The sequence below is a fragment of the Mesorhizobium sp. M1A.F.Ca.IN.020.03.2.1 genome (assembly GCF_004023205.1).
In the GTDB taxonomy this organism is placed as follows: Bacteria; Pseudomonadota; Alphaproteobacteria; order Rhizobiales; family Rhizobiaceae; genus Mesorhizobium.
The window spans coordinates 1-13,105 of record NZ_RZSV01000043.1 but is presented as its reverse complement, the minus strand read 5'-3'; the positions used below and the strand labels follow the sequence as shown (position 1 = coordinate 13,105).

The 13,105-nt window shown below is 65.6% G+C and carries 12 protein-coding genes and 1 pseudogene; 11 read left to right on the top strand and 2 right to left on the bottom strand.

Translation table 11 applies throughout. The features are described from left to right. The first annotated feature begins 24 nt into the window (after positions 1 to 24). The 8 genes from EOA79_RS09760 to EOA79_RS09725 all read left to right on the top strand — a co-directional run bounded on the left by EOA79_RS09760 (position 25) and on the right by EOA79_RS09725 (position 9,352). Positions 25 to 1,041: an ABC transporter substrate-binding protein gene (locus tag EOA79_RS09760; protein WP_066998252.1), complete on the top strand. Its 1,017-nt coding sequence runs from the start codon at positions 25 to 27 to the stop codon at positions 1,039 to 1,041. Between the two features lie 45 nt (positions 1,042 to 1,086). Then, complete coding sequence (locus tag EOA79_RS09755) at positions 1,087 to 2,550, top strand: sugar ABC transporter ATP-binding protein (RefSeq protein ID WP_067323041.1); 1,464 nt, start codon at positions 1,087 to 1,089, stop codon at positions 2,548 to 2,550. A gap of 1 nt (position 2,551) precedes the next feature. Next, positions 2,552 to 3,526, top strand: a complete 975-nt coding sequence (locus EOA79_RS09750; protein WP_095826250.1) for an ABC transporter permease — start codon at positions 2,552 to 2,554, stop codon at positions 3,524 to 3,526. Between the two features lie 3 nt (positions 3,527 to 3,529). Continuing rightward, complete coding sequence (locus EOA79_RS09745) at positions 3,530 to 4,477, top strand: ABC transporter permease (protein ID WP_095826249.1); 948 nt, start codon at positions 3,530 to 3,532, stop codon at positions 4,475 to 4,477. Between the two features lie 146 nt (positions 4,478 to 4,623). Continuing rightward, positions 4,624 to 5,649, top strand: coding sequence for a BMP family protein (locus tag EOA79_RS09740; RefSeq protein WP_127335652.1), 1,026 nt, complete (start codon positions 4,624 to 4,626; stop codon positions 5,647 to 5,649). A 164-nt stretch (positions 5,650 to 5,813) separates the two neighbouring features. Next, positions 5,814 to 7,325 (top strand): ABC transporter ATP-binding protein, encoded by a 1,512-nt coding sequence (locus EOA79_RS09735; RefSeq protein WP_095826247.1) that lies wholly within the window; start codon positions 5,814 to 5,816, stop codon positions 7,323 to 7,325. Between the two features lie 30 nt (positions 7,326 to 7,355). After that, entirely contained in the window at positions 7,356 to 8,411 is a 1,056-nt protein-coding gene (locus EOA79_RS09730; protein ID WP_095826246.1) for an ABC transporter permease, read from the top strand. Further along, positions 8,408 to 9,352 carry an ABC transporter permease gene (locus EOA79_RS09725; RefSeq protein WP_095826245.1) on the top strand — a complete coding sequence of 315 codons (945 nt, stop codon included), beginning with the start codon at positions 8,408 to 8,410 and terminating at the stop codon, positions 9,350 to 9,352. The genes EOA79_RS09730 and EOA79_RS09725 overlap by 4 nt, the downstream gene beginning before the upstream one ends. Before the next feature lie 60 nt (positions 9,353 to 9,412). Here EOA79_RS09725 and EOA79_RS09720 read toward each other — a convergent pair whose 3' ends face one another. Then, positions 9,413 to 10,180: an SDR family oxidoreductase gene (locus EOA79_RS09720; protein WP_095826244.1), complete on the bottom strand. Its 768-nt coding sequence runs from the start codon at positions 10,178 to 10,180 to the stop codon at positions 9,413 to 9,415. Between the two features lie 279 nt (positions 10,181 to 10,459). On the opposite strand from EOA79_RS09720, the gene EOA79_RS09715 reads away from it, so the two are divergent. Both EOA79_RS09715 and EOA79_RS09710 read left to right on the top strand, forming a co-directional pair. Continuing rightward, positions 10,460 to 10,609 (top strand): hypothetical protein, encoded by a 150-nt coding sequence (locus EOA79_RS09715; protein WP_082953811.1) that lies wholly within the window; start codon positions 10,460 to 10,462, stop codon positions 10,607 to 10,609. A 152-nt stretch (positions 10,610 to 10,761) separates the two neighbouring features. Beyond that, positions 10,762 to 11,607, top strand: coding sequence for an LLM class flavin-dependent oxidoreductase (locus tag EOA79_RS09710; RefSeq protein WP_245322517.1), 846 nt, complete (start codon positions 10,762 to 10,764; stop codon positions 11,605 to 11,607). A 307-nt stretch (positions 11,608 to 11,914) separates the two neighbouring features. Here EOA79_RS09710 and EOA79_RS09705 read toward each other — a convergent pair whose 3' ends face one another. Then, the gene (locus EOA79_RS09705) at positions 11,915 to 12,589 is read right to left on the bottom strand and encodes an isochorismatase family cysteine hydrolase (protein ID WP_095799679.1); all 675 of its coding nucleotides are present in this window, start codon (positions 12,587 to 12,589) and stop codon (positions 11,915 to 11,917) included. Between the two features lie 190 nt (positions 12,590 to 12,779). Here EOA79_RS09705 and EOA79_RS33155 point away from each other — a divergent pair. Then, positions 12,780 to 13,105: pseudogene (locus EOA79_RS33155) on the top strand (tonB-system energizer ExbB); the annotation flags it as partial.

Genomic DNA, 13,105 nt, shown 5'->3' with positions numbered 1-13,105 from the left:
CAACACATCTGGGAGGATAATGACATGAAGAAACTACTGGTCTTGAGCGCCTTTGCAGCCATGCTCGCCTCGGGCACCGCGCTTGCCGACACGAGCGGCAAGAAGATCGCCTTCTCCAACAATTATGCCGGCAATTCGTGGCGCCAGGCGATGCTCGACAGCTACGCCATCGTCACCAAGAAAGCGGTCGAGGACAAGGTCGTGGCGGCGGCGGATGTCTTCACCACCGCCGACAAGGAAGTGCCGACGCAAGCCGCGCAGGTGCAGAACCTGATCCTGCAGGGCTATGACGCCATCGTCATCAACGCCGCCTCGCCGGATGCGCTGAACGGCGCCATCAAGCAGGCCTGCGACGCCGGCATCGTCGTCGTTTCCTTCGACGGCATCGTGACCGAGCCTTGCGCCTACCGCGTCGTCGTCGACTTCAAGGACATGGGTAGGCAGGAAGTCGAGCAGATGGCCAAGTTCCAGCCGAAGGGCGGCAATTTGCTGGAAATCCGCGGGCTGGCAGGCACCTCGATCGACGATGCCATCCATGCCGGTATCCTCGAAGGCGTCGCCGCCCATCCCGAGTTCAAGATCGTCGGCTCCGTGACCGGCGACTGGGACCAGACCACGGCGCAGAAGGCGGTGGCGACCATCCTGCCGTCGCTGCCGGAGATCGTCGGCGTCGTCGACCAGGGCGGCGACGGCTACGGCGCCGCGCAAGCGTTCGCCGCCGCCGGCAAGCCGCGTCCGACCATCATCATGGGCAACCGTCAGGACGAGCTGAAGTGGTGGAAGGAGCAGAAGGACAAGGACGGCTACCAGACCTGGTCGGCCTCGATCGCGCCCGGCGTGTCGACGCTCGCCTTCTGGGTAGCGCAGCAGGTGCTCGACGGCCGCAAGGACGTGCCGCACGATCTGCTGGTGCCGTATCTCGCCTTCACCCAGGACAATTTCGAGGCCGCGCTGCCGAAGATCAAGGAAGGCGGCGTCGCTACCCACGAATACACCCAGGAAGACGCGATCGCGGCCATCAAGGCCAACATCAAGCAATAGCGGCGCGACATTGCCAGCCGCATCGCCGACCGGATATCGTTGAGGATGCTCCAGGCTATTGCAGACATCGTCAGGCTGGACGGCGCCGAAAAGCACTTCGGCGCCGTCCGCGCGCTCAACGGCGTCGACTTCCATGTCGGCGCCGGCGAATGCGTCGGGCTGGTCGGGCACAACGGCGCCGGCAAGTCGACGCTGATGCATATGGTTGCGGGCACGCTGCGGCCCGATGGCGGGCAGATCGCGGTGCGTGGCAACCAGGAAGCGAGCTATTCCGTGGCGCGCGCGCTCGAGCTCGGCATACGCTGCGTGTTCCAGGAGCTGTCGCTCTGCCCAAACCTCAGCGTCGCCGAGAACACGCGCATCAACCATCCCTCGCTCAGCGGGCTCGGCTGGCGGCGCAAGGCCGCCGATCTCATCCAGGCCAAGCTCGACGAGATCTTTCCCGACCACGGCATCGCGGCGGACGACATTGCCGGCGATCTGTCGATCGGACGCCGCCAGATGGTCGAGGTGGCGCGCGCCTTCACGCTGACCCGCGAGCCGCTGCATCTGGTCATCCTCGACGAGCCGACCTCGTCGCTCGATGCGCACACGGCCGGCCAGCTGCTTTCATTCGTGCGCCGCTTCGTCGCCGCGGGCGGCAGCTGCATCCTGATCTCCCATGTGCTGGGCGAGGTGCTGCAGAATGCCGACCGCATCGTGGTGATGCGCGACGGCAAGGTGGTCGCCGCCGACGCCGCAAGCGCGTTCGACCGGGACAAGCTGGTCGCCGCGATGGGCGGCGCCGGGGAACATCAGAAGGCCGCCGCCGAGACCCGCAAGGTCGCGGTTGGGGCTCTCAGGGTGCGGGCGCGCCCGGCGCGGCAGCAGGATGGCAAGGAGCTTGTCGCCCGGGCGGGCGAGATCATCGGCCTTGCCGGACTCGCGGGGCATGGCCAGACGGACCTGCTGCTCGCGATCTTCTCGGCCGCCTCGCGCGCCAGGGCCGGCATCGAAGTGACGGCGCCGGTGGCGCTGGTCGCCGGCGACCGCCAGGCGGACGGCATCTTCGCCCAATGGTCGATCGCCCAGAACATCGGCATCCGCTCGCTTCAGCGCCTGCGCGACGGCCTGCTGATCTCGCCGCAGCGCGAGGCGGAGCTGGCCGAATTCTGGAAGAAGAAGATCGGCATCCGCACGCCGGACATGAACAACAACATCTATTCGCTGTCGGGCGGCAATCAGCAGAAGGCGCTGTTTGCGCGCGCGCTCGGCTCCGATGCCGAGATCGTGCTGATGGACGATCCGATGCGCGGCGTCGACATCGGCACCAAGCTCGAAGTCTACGACCTCGTGCGCGAGGAGGCCGGAAAGGGCCGCACCTTCCTCTGGTACACGACCGAAACCGAAGAGCTCGACAATTGCGACCATGTCTATGTCTTCAAGAACGGCCGCATCGTCGCCAATCTTGGGCGCGACGAACTGACGGAGGAGAAGATCATCCAGTCCTCGTTCGGCGACACGGCCTGAGATGACGGCGATCGCTCCCGGCACGGTCCCCAAATCCTCGCGCGGCAGCGCGGCCCGCGCACGCACGCTGCGCAGCCTGCTGCCGGCGCTGTCGCTGGCGCTGGTGCTGATGGCCATCGCCTGGCTCAATCCGCGCGCCATCAGCTATTTCGGCTTCAATCTAATGCTGAACCTGGCGATCCCGATCGCGCTGGCGACGATCGCGCAGATGTTCGTCATCGCCGGCAATGAGCTCGATCTCTCGATCGGCACTTTCGTCGGCTTTGTCGGCTGCGTCACCGCCACCTGGCTCAGGGATGCGCCGTTCATCGGTGTCGCTGTGCTGCTCGGTTCAATCGGCGTCTACGCGCTGCTCGGCGCGCTGATCCATCTGCGCAACCTGCCCTCGATCGTGGTGACGCTCGGCATGAGCTTCGTCTGGCAGGGGCTGGCTATCCTCATCCTGCCGAAGCCGGGCGGCAAGGCTCCGGACTGGCTGCTGGCGATCATGTCTTTCAAGCCGCCCTATATCCCGTTCCCTATCCTGGCGGCATTGCTCATCGCGGCGATCGTGCATTTTGGCCTGATGCGCACTTCATATGGCGTCATCCTGCGCGGTTCCGGCGGCAATGCCGCGGCGCTCAGGCGCGCCGGCTGGTCGCTGCTCAAGACAAAGATCGTGCTCTTCGCGCTGACGGGCCTGTTCGGCGTGCTTTCCGGCATGGCGCTGATCGGCATCACCACTTCGGCCGACGCCAATATCGGCAACGGCTACACGCTGCTTTCGATTGCCGGCGTCATCCTTGGCGGCGGCGAGTTCGTCGGCGGCCGGGTGTCGCCGATCGGCGCGGTCATCGGCGCGCTGACACTGGCTTTGGCCGCCTCGCCGCTCTTGACCTTCACGCACATCCCGCCCGATTGGCAAGTGGCCGCCAATGGCGCGATCCTGATCATCGTGCTGGCGGCCCGGGTGCTGATCAGCCGCAGGGAGAGGTGAACGATGACCTCGGTCCGGATGCTGCTTGAAAAACCCTGGCTCTGGTCCTTCGTCGGCGCCGTTCTCGTGTGGGTGGCAACCGTCGCCTTCACCGGCGGCTATGGCGCCGGCGGCATGGTCACGGCGGCACTTTCGCTTGCCGTCTTCACCGTCATCGTCGGCGTCGGCCAGATGTTCGTCATCACGCTCGGCCCCGGCAATGTCGACCTGTCGCTGCCCGCCAATATCGGACTGGCGAGCGCGGTGGCGATGAAGGTTATGGGCGGCAGCGATTCGATGATCGTCGTCGGGCTGTTGGCGGCGCTCGCCTGCGGCGCGGCGATCGGCGCCATCAACTATCTGCTGATCTGGGCGCTCAGGATTCCGCCGATCATCGCGACGCTGTCGGCGAGCTTCATCATCCAGTCGGTCGACATCAGCTACGGGCGCGGCCTGCAGATCAAGCCGCCGCCGGGCTTTGCCGATTTTACCAACTGGCAGGTGCTGGGGATCCCGGTGCTGGCGATGCTGACGGTGGTCTTCACCGTCGCCGCGGCGCTGGCGCTGCAGCGCATGATCTATGGCCGCTCGGTGCTGGCGATCGGGCAGAACATCCGTGCCGCCTGGCTCGCCGGCGTCAATGTCGGCCGCATCCGCTTCCTCACCTACACGCTGTGCGGCGCGCTGGGCGGCATCGACGGCGCGCTGCTTGCCGGCTATTTCCGCGGCGCCAATGTCGATATCGGCAATGAATATCTGCTCGCCTCCATCGCGGTCGTCGTCATCGGTGGCACCTCGGTCGCCGGCGGCAAGGCTAACGTGCCCGGCGTCTGGGGCGCCGGCCTGTTCCTGGTGCTTTTGCTCACCATGCTCAACACCTTCGGCGTCAGCGCCGGCGTGCGGCTGGTGCTGACCGGGCTGATCATCGTCGGGGTGATCACGGCGGCGGGTGGCGAGAAGGCTGTGCGGTGACAAGTCGCGAGGAGGGGGTCGCTCTCCGGGTCTCTCCAGCCAAATTTGACCATGTGGACAAAGGTCGGGCGTCGTTCCATAGTCCTCCCGTCTGACATGTTTTGAACGGCCGGCTCGACACGGCCGTCGAGTTAGAGGGGATTTCAATGGAAAACGATCATCGCAAAACGCAACGCGCCGGCCTGTCGCGGCGCAATGTGCTGGAACTCGGCGTCCTTGGGCTGACCGCGGCGGCGCTGCCCGGCGTGGCCTTCGCCAAGGACAACAAGCTGAAGGTGGCGGCGATCTTCGCGACGCCGATCGAGGAGCCGTGGGACAACCAGATCCATGTCGCCCTGCAGAAGGCCGAGAAGGAACTGGGCATCGAATACAAATGGTCGGAGAAGGTGCAGACCGCCGACTTCAGCCGTGTGATGCGCGAATATGCGCAAGGCGGCTACCAGTTGGTGCTGGGCGACGCCTTCGCCGCCGAGCGCGAATCGCGGCGCACGGCAAAACAGTTCCCGAAGACGGCCTGGCTGTTCGGCTCCGGCGCCGGGCCTGCGGAACCCAATTTCGGCGTCTTCGACAACTGGATCCACGAGCCGGCCTATCTCTCCGGGCTGATCGCCGGCAAGATGTCGAAGTCGGGCACGATCGGCGCTGTCGCGGCAATGGGCATTCCGGAAGTGAACCGGCTGGTCAACGCCTTCTTCGGCGGCGCCAAGGAGGTCAATCCAAACATCAAGCGGAAGGTCGCCTTCATCGGCTCCTTCTTCGATCCGCCGAAGGCCAAGGAGGCCGCGATCGCGCAGATCGATGCCGGCGTCGACGTCATCTATGCCGAGCGTTTCGGCGTCATCGAAGCGGCGGTCGAAAAGAAGATCTACGCCATCTCCAACATGTCCGATCAGTCGAGCCTCGGACCCGACACGGTGATCACCGGCCCGGTATGGAATATGTATCCGACGGTCGAGCAGGCGATCAAGCTGGTCAAGGCGGGCGTCTTCACCGCGCAGGACTATGGCGACTTCTCGCGCATGGCCAAGGGCGGCTCCGATCTCGGCCCCTATCACAAGTTCGAGAAGACGCTGCCGGCCGAGGTCAAGGACCTGGTCGCCAAGAAGAGAGCCGAGATCCTGGAAGGCAATTTCCGCGTCGACGTCGACGAGAACACGCCGGTGTCGGATTGACCAGTACCCTCCCCCTTGCGGGGAGGGGTGCCGAGCGAAGCGAGGCGGGAGGGGTCGTCTCAACCGCTCGACCTTGACGACTGAAGATGGAGCGCGTCGCGGGCGACCCCACCCGGCCCTGCAGGCCACCCTCCCCTCGAGGGGGAGGGATATTAGGAGCATCCTTGCCCGTCCCACTGATCGAAATGCGCGGCATCACCAAGAGCTTCGGCGCCGTCAAGGCGAACGAGGGCGTGGATCTCAGCGTCGCCCCCGGCGAGATCCTTGGCCTGCTCGGCGAGAACGGCGCCGGCAAGACGACGCTCATGAACGTGCTGTTCGGCGCTTATGCGCCGGATGCGGGCGAGATCCTGGTCGAGGGCAGGCCGGTCGCCATCCAAAATTCGGCCGATGCACTCGCGGCCGGCATCGGCATGGTGCATCAGCATTTTCATCTGGCGCCGCGGCTGACGGTGCTGGAAAACCTCTTGATCGGCATTGCCGGCAAGTCCGGCCGCATCGACCGCACGGGCGGGCTGGCGCGGCTGAAGGAGATCGGTCGCCAACATGGCTTGCATCTCGATCCCGGCCTGCCGGTCTCGGCGCTCTCGATCGGCGAGCAGCAGCGGCTGGAAATCATCAAGGCGCTCTTTCGCGGCGCCAGGCTCCTGATCCTCGACGAGCCGACGGCGGTGCTGGCGCCCAGCGAGGTCGATGGCCTCTTCGCCGCGCTGCGCTCGATGGCGGCGCAAGCGCTCGGCATCATCTTCATCTCGCACAAGCTCAACGAAGTCAGGGCGCTCACCCATCGCTGCGTCGTGCTCCGGCATGGCAAGGTCGCCGGCCGGGTCGATTATCCGGCAGGAACCACCTCGGCCGAGATGGCCAAGCTGATGTGCGGCCACGAAATCATGCCGCCGATCAAGGAGGTTTCGACGCCGGGCGCGCCCGTGCTGACGCTCGACGGCATCTCCACCTCAAGCCATGGCGGCACGCCGCTGCGCGAGGTCTCGCTCTTCGTCCGCGCCGGTGAGATCCTCGGCGTTGCCGGCGTCTCCGGCAATGGCCAGCGGGCGCTGGCTGATGTGATCTCCGGCATGCTGTCGCCGAGTGCCGGTTCGATGACGATAGCCGGCAAAGCAGTTGCGCAATTTTCGCCGCGCGAGCTGCAGGCGCTCGGCCTTGGCCGCATTCCGGAGGACCGGATGACGACCGGGCTGGTCACCAACCTGCCTTTAGCCGACTCCATGGTGCTGCCCCGCATCGGCACCGAGGCCTTCAGCCGCATGGGGCTGCTCGATCCGGTGGCGATCCGCGCCTTCGCCGAAGCGCAGATCAAGGCCTATGACATACGCTGTCCCGGGCCCATGACGCGCGCCGGCGCGCTTTCCGGCGGCAATCTGCAGAAGGCGCTTTTGGCGCGCGAGCTCGCCTTCGACCCGAAGGTGCTGATCGTTTCGCAGCCGACGCGCGGCCTCGACATCGGCGCTGCACGGTTCATCCACGAAAAATTCCTGGCCATGCGGGCGAAGGGTTGCGGGATCATCGTGATTGGCGAGGATCTCGAGGAATTGCTGATGCTCTGCGACCGCATCACGGTGATGTATGAGGGTCGCATCGCCGGCACGCTTTCCGGCCCGGAGGCCACCGTCGCGAGGCTTGGGCTGCTGATGACCGGCGCGGAGGGGAGGGCGTAGAGCTATGGAATTGCCTCGGGAGCACGCCTGATGTTCCGTCTCGAAGTCCGCAGCTCGACGCCGGCCTGGTTCAATCTCGCACTGCCGCTACTCGCCATCGCCGTCGCGCTGGTTTTGTGCAGCGGTCTCATCGCCGTCGCCGGCGCCGGTGTCATCGAGGCCTATGGCGTGATGCTCTCGGCCTCGCTCGGCGACAGCTACGCAATCACCGAGACGCTGGTGCGCGCCGCGCCGATGATCTTCACCGGCCTTGCTGTGGCGATCGCCTTCCGCGCCAAATTCTGGAACATCGGGGCCGAAGGCCAGCTGCTGGCCGGCGCGGTTGCGAGTTGTGCCGTAGGCGCCATCCCGATGCCGGGACCGCTCGCCATCCTGCTGATGGCGCTGGCCGGCGCGGCGGCCGGCGCCCTCGTCGCGCTGGTGCCGGCGACGTTGCGCGTCAAATTCAAGGTCGACGACGTGGTCAGCTCGCTGCTGCTCAACTCGGTCATCTATTACGCGCTGATGGCGCTGATCGAGGGGCCCTGGAAGGACACCTTTTCCGGTTATCCGATCTCGCCGCCAATCGAGGATTCCGCCTATTTCCCGGTGCTGATCGAAGGCACAAGGCTGCATATCGGCGTCGTCGTGGCGCTGATCGCAGCGCCCGTCTGCTGGTTCCTGATCGCGCGCACCACGCTCGGCTTCCGCATCCGCGTCACCGGCGAGAATGCGGAGGCGGCCCGCTATGGCGGCATCAATACCCAGCGCGTGCTGCTCTCCACCGCGCTGCTTTCCGGCGCGCTGGCCGGACTGGCCGGCGTCGGCGAGGTTGGTGGCGTCCATTTCCAGGTGATGAGCGACATCTCGCCGGGCTACGGCTATTCCGGCATCGTCGTCGCGATGCTCGCCAGGCTCAATCCGCTCGGCGTCGTGCCGGCCGCGATCTTCCTTGCCGCGGTCATGACCGGCGCCGAGGCGATGTCGCGCGCGACCGGCGTGCCGGCCTTCCTCAGTGAGGTCATCCAGGGTACGGCGCTGCTTGCGATGCTGGTGGCGCTGCTCTTCACCGCCTATCGCATCCGCCGCGTGGGGGCGCCCGCATGAGCGCGGTGTTCGAGCAGATTTTTCAGGTCGGCTTTCTCGCAGCCATCATCCGCATCGCCACACCGCTCGCCTTCGCCACGCTAGGCGAAATGTTTTCCGAGCGGGCCGGCGTGCTCAATTTGGGCATCGAAGGCATCATGCTGTTGGCGGCCATGGCCGGCTTCACCGCCGCCAGCCTGAGCGGCAGCCTGTGGCTGGGCGTGCTGGTGGCCGTGCTTGTCGGGGCGGCGATGGGCGCGCTGCATGCGCTGTTCACGGTGGCCTTGGGCCTCAGCCAGCATGTCTGCGGCATCGGCGTGACGCTGTTCTGCTCTGGGCTCGCCTATTTCCTCTACCGACTGATCTTCGGCCAGCAATCGGTGCCGCCCAGCATCAAGGGCTTTCAGCCGGCGCCGATCCCCCTGCTGTCGGACATTCCGATCCTGGGTCCGGCGGTGTTCAACCAGTTCACGCTGGTTTATCTCGCGATCATCGCCGTTCCGTTTGCCGCCTTCGTCCTCTACCGCACACCCTGGGGGCTGTCGGTGCGCATGGTCGGCGAGAACCCGCGCGCGGCGGATTCCGCCGGCGTCAGCGTGATCGTCACGCGCTTCCAGGCCGTGATCCTCGGCGGCGCGCTGATGGGTCTTGCCGGCGCCTTTCTCACCATGGCGCAGTTCAACGCCTTCACCTTCGGCGTGGTGTCGGGGCGCGGCTGGGTGGCGATCGCGCTGGTGGTGTTCGGCCGCTGGGACCCGTGGCGTTCGGCGGGCGCGGCATTGCTCTTTGCCTTCGTCGACGCGCTGCAGCTCAGGATGCAGGCCAGCGGCCTCGGGCACATCCCTTACGAAGCCTTCCTGATGCTGCCCTTCATCTTCACCATCGTCGCCATGGCCTTCATTTCGCGCAACGCGGTCGCGCCTTCGGCGCTGCTGAAGCCGTTTCGACGCGAGGAACGGTAGGTAGATTCTTTCCTCTCCCCCGATCGCCGGGGTAGAGGAAGGGCCCAAGCTTGGGACGCCTCAGATCGCCGTGAAGGCGTTGTCGACGAAGAGATGCGCGCCGTTGACGAAGCTCGATTCGTCGCTCGCCAGGAACAGCGCCGCCTTGGCCACTTCCTCCGGCTCGCCGATGCGGCCCTGTTGCGCGGCCATGGCGGCATCGGAAACATCGACGCCGAGCTTGCCGAGGTCGGCGACCTCGCGCATTCCGTGCGGCGTGCGGATGAAGCCGGGACAGATGGCATTGCAGCGGATGTTGCGATCGCGGAACTCCACCGCGATGGCACGCGCGAACATGTGGCAGGCGCCTTTAGTGGTGTCATAGAGCACTTCGTTCGGCGTCGCCGCCACCGCCGAGATCGACGAGGTGCAGACGATCGAGCCGCCGCCGGCGGCGATCATGCCCGGCAGCACCGCGCGCGTCATCAGGAACATCGAACGCACATTGACGGCGTGCAGCCAGTCCCATTCCTGCAGAGTCGTCTCCAAGAAGGGTTTAATCACAATGGTGCCGGCGTGGTTGAACAGCACGGTCACCAGCCCGAATTTTTCCGCGGCCGCCTTCGCCGCCGCCTCGACCTGCGCCTCATCGGAAACGTCGGCTACGAAATGCTCCGCATCATGGCCGCGCGCGCGGATCGCCGCGGCGGTCTTGCCGGCGGCCTCGCCATTGCGGTCGATGATCGCAACCTTGGCGCCTTCGGCGGCAAACAGCTCGGAAGCCGCTCCACCCATGCCCGTCGCGCCACCCGAGATGATGGCGACCTTGCCCGCCAGCCTTCCACCCATGTTTTTCTCCCTGAGTCCTGTGAGACTATTTTGATGCTATCCCCTCGCGTACCGAGTAGCCAAGCGCTTGAACGAGGCCGTTTGCCGCCGAAAAGCCGGAGCTACAGGCATTTTGTCGGATCCTCCGGTGGCGCATCCCCGCACGTTTTCGATCTCGGCTGAGAATAAACGCCCCTCAAGTTGCCGTTTCCGAGGACGTCCTTCCAAAAACCGGCGAAAAATAGCACTCGACAAAGTCTACTATCTTTATAGATTAATGGCCGAGACGGAGGTTCGACCATGACCTACATGCAGAATGCTCAGCGCAAGGGCCAGAGGCTGACCGCCGACCAGAGCTGGAGGCCCGCCTATGGCGGAACCTTCGCCTATCTCGTTTTCGCGCTGGCATTCGTGTTCACCGGCGCGGTGGTGCTTGGGATCATCCCCTGACAGAGCCGGGGCCTACGGCCCCGCCGTCCAAAAATCTGAGTTGGAGTAACCGGAGAAGATAACTGGCCGAGCGCCAGGCGCGTCGGCGCGCCTGCGCGCATTGGATTGTTCGAGGTGGAGCGGGGCAAGCCAACGTGACGGAGGAGATGGCAATGCCGATCGAGTTCACGCATGTTCCCGGTAAGCCTGCGAATGGCAGCTTCTTCTACGATTTCGCCGAGACGGCGACCAAGCTGTCGCTGATCGAGGATGCGGGGTTCCGCAAGCTGGTGATCGACGATCCGGCCGGCCTGCTCGCCAACATGGACATCGCCGCGCAGACGCTCGACCGCACCCCGGCGCTGGAAGTGGTGCTGACGCACTGGGCCGGTGTGGTCGAGCCGGCGGTGGCGGCAAGGCAGCTCGCGGCGCTCGACTTGAGAGGCGGCGGCCGCCTGTCGCTCAGGATGCTGAGCGAGCCGCTCCAGGACAGTGATGCCGAGGCGCGGCCGGTCGGCCACAGCGTGGTGTGGCAACGCATCGACGAATATCTTGTGCTGCTGAAGCGGCTGTGGTCGAACGACAAGCCCTTCGACCATGAAGGCGCCTTCTACAGCGTCAAAGGCGGTTACGTGCCGCGCAAGGGCCCGCATGGCGGCAACCTCACCATCCGGCTTGGCGGCCAGTCCGGCACCGCGCTGAAGGTCGCCGGCCGGCATGCCGATATATTCGAGCTGGCGGCCGGCTCGCCGGACGAAGTCGCGCAGTTGATGCAGCGTGTGCGCGGCGCTGCAGCCGAGCACGGCCGCGCCGGCAGATTGCGCTTCGCGCTTCCCGTCCGCATTCGCCCCGAAGGCTGGTCCGGCGCCTCCGACCACAAGGCGGTCGAGGTCGCGGGGCCGCCGGCGCGGCTTGCGCTCTCGCTGTTGCCCTATGCCGCGCTAGGCATCGAGGAATTCATGATCGGCGGTATCGACCGTCCCAGCGAGATCGCGCGGATCGCGAGACGGTCACGCTGATCGCGAATTCGCTGGCTCGGTGCGACGCCGACACCCTGGCGCCAGGAACGTTCGCGTCGCGCTCGTTCACCGGGGCACACCTTCGGTGAAATCGCGGAGCGAGGTGAGACCGGCCGCTGCGGCTGCCGGTTTCATCAAGACGGGACATAGTGAAGACATTGATCAAGGTCACTGCGGTCGACATGGCTTGGCTCCGTCTGTCCTGGCGGCGGCGGCTAACCGTGAAGACGAAAGCGATGCCGGGAACGGAACGGTGCACGCAAAAAGATTTGTGACCGGCGGATTCTGCGATCCCGAAATCCCGATATCAATCCCGTTCTTCTGCGATCCGCGACAGCGCGGCGATGACCGCCTCCGAGCTCGCCAGCGCGCCGAAGACGCCGTCCTCGACCGTCACCATATGCAGCGCGGCTTCGTGCGCCCGGCCGTCGCCGCTGGCGCAGGCGTCCGCAATCGTCAGGCATTGGAAATTGCGGTCGCAGGCCTCGCGCAGCGTCGTGTGAACGCAGACATCGGTCGTGCAGCCGGTGAACATCAGATGGGTGATGCCGCGCGCCCTCAGCACCAGTTCCAGATCCGTATAGGTGAAGGCGCCGTTACAGGTCTTGTCGACAATGATGTCCTCGGGCCTGACTTCTATGTCGGCGACGATCTGGAAGCCTGGGCTGGAGCGCAGCAGGATATCGGTGCCGTCCAGTCCCGCCCGCTTGCGGCGCCATTTTTCGTAAGCCGTCATATCGGCCATGTCGGCGCGGTAGCCTTGCCTCGTATGGACGATTGCGAGGCCGGCAGCGCGCGCGGCCGCAATCAGCCGATTCACCGTCGGCAGAATGGCCCGCAGCGGCGAAGGGTCATAGCCTTTCCTGGCGAAATAGCCTGTCGGCGACAGGAAATCCGCCTGCAGGTCGATCACGAGCAGGGCGGTGTCTTGCGGCACCAGCCTTCCGTCATAGGGGAAGTCGAACGGGGTCGCCTTGATCATCGCCTGCTGCCTCGGTTGTGGCTGACATGGTGGCCCAGCGACGGCGTCGCAGTCCAGACCTCACGGCGTCCCCGGCTACCGGCGCGCGACCCGGATATTTGATGGTGATGGACATCTTAATAGTTGACTCGCTAACTCATGTTTTCTAGTCAGACGGCATTGGCGTGCAATGATGAAGCGAGGACTAGCCTTGTCCCGGAACAGTCTTTTTGTGGTGCTGGCCGCGTTCGCCATTCTTGCGGCCGGCTCCTTTCTTCCCGACGTCGCGCTGGCGCAGGAGCAGCCGGCACCCGCGGCACCGGCCGCACAAGCGCCCGCTCAGCAGCCCATGACAGCTCCGGCAGCCGTGCAGGCAGCTCAGGCCCCGGCCGCGGCACAGCCCCCGGCGACGGAGGCACCAACCGCTGCCGCACCGACCGAACCGCGCGTTCAGCCGGCGCCGAGCACTGCTGGGGGCGAAGAGCCTTCCGCCATTGCTCTGACGCTGCCGCATGACCTGTCGCCCTGGGGCATGTT

Bases quoted from the DNA above. Each gene is read 5' to 3' on its own strand.
- EOA79_RS09760 (WP_066998252.1), top strand. From the start codon at position 25: ATGAAGAAACTACTGGTCTTGAGCGCCTTTGCAGCCATGCTCGCCTCG.
- EOA79_RS09755 (WP_067323041.1), top strand. From the start codon at position 1,087: ATGCTCCAGGCTATTGCAGACATCGTCAGGCTGGACGGCGCCGAAAAG.
- EOA79_RS09750 (WP_095826250.1), top strand. From the start codon at position 2,552: ATGACGGCGATCGCTCCCGGCACGGTCCCCAAATCCTCGCGCGGCAGC.
- EOA79_RS09745 (WP_095826249.1), top strand. From the start codon at position 3,530: ATGACCTCGGTCCGGATGCTGCTTGAAAAACCCTGGCTCTGGTCCTTC.
- EOA79_RS09740 (WP_127335652.1), top strand. From the start codon at position 4,624: ATGGAAAACGATCATCGCAAAACGCAACGCGCCGGCCTGTCGCGGCGC.
- EOA79_RS09730 (WP_095826246.1), top strand. From the start codon at position 7,356: ATGTTCCGTCTCGAAGTCCGCAGCTCGACGCCGGCCTGGTTCAATCTC.
- EOA79_RS09725 (WP_095826245.1), top strand. From the start codon at position 8,408: ATGAGCGCGGTGTTCGAGCAGATTTTTCAGGTCGGCTTTCTCGCAGCC.
- EOA79_RS09720 (WP_095826244.1), bottom strand. From the start codon at position 10,180: ATGGGTGGAAGGCTGGCGGGCAAGGTCGCCATCATCTCGGGTGGCGCG.
- EOA79_RS09715 (WP_082953811.1), top strand. From the start codon at position 10,460: ATGACCTACATGCAGAATGCTCAGCGCAAGGGCCAGAGGCTGACCGCC.
- EOA79_RS09710 (WP_245322517.1), top strand. From the start codon at position 10,762: ATGCCGATCGAGTTCACGCATGTTCCCGGTAAGCCTGCGAATGGCAGC.
- EOA79_RS09705 (WP_095799679.1), bottom strand. From the start codon at position 12,589: ATGATCAAGGCGACCCCGTTCGACTTCCCCTATGACGGAAGGCTGGTG.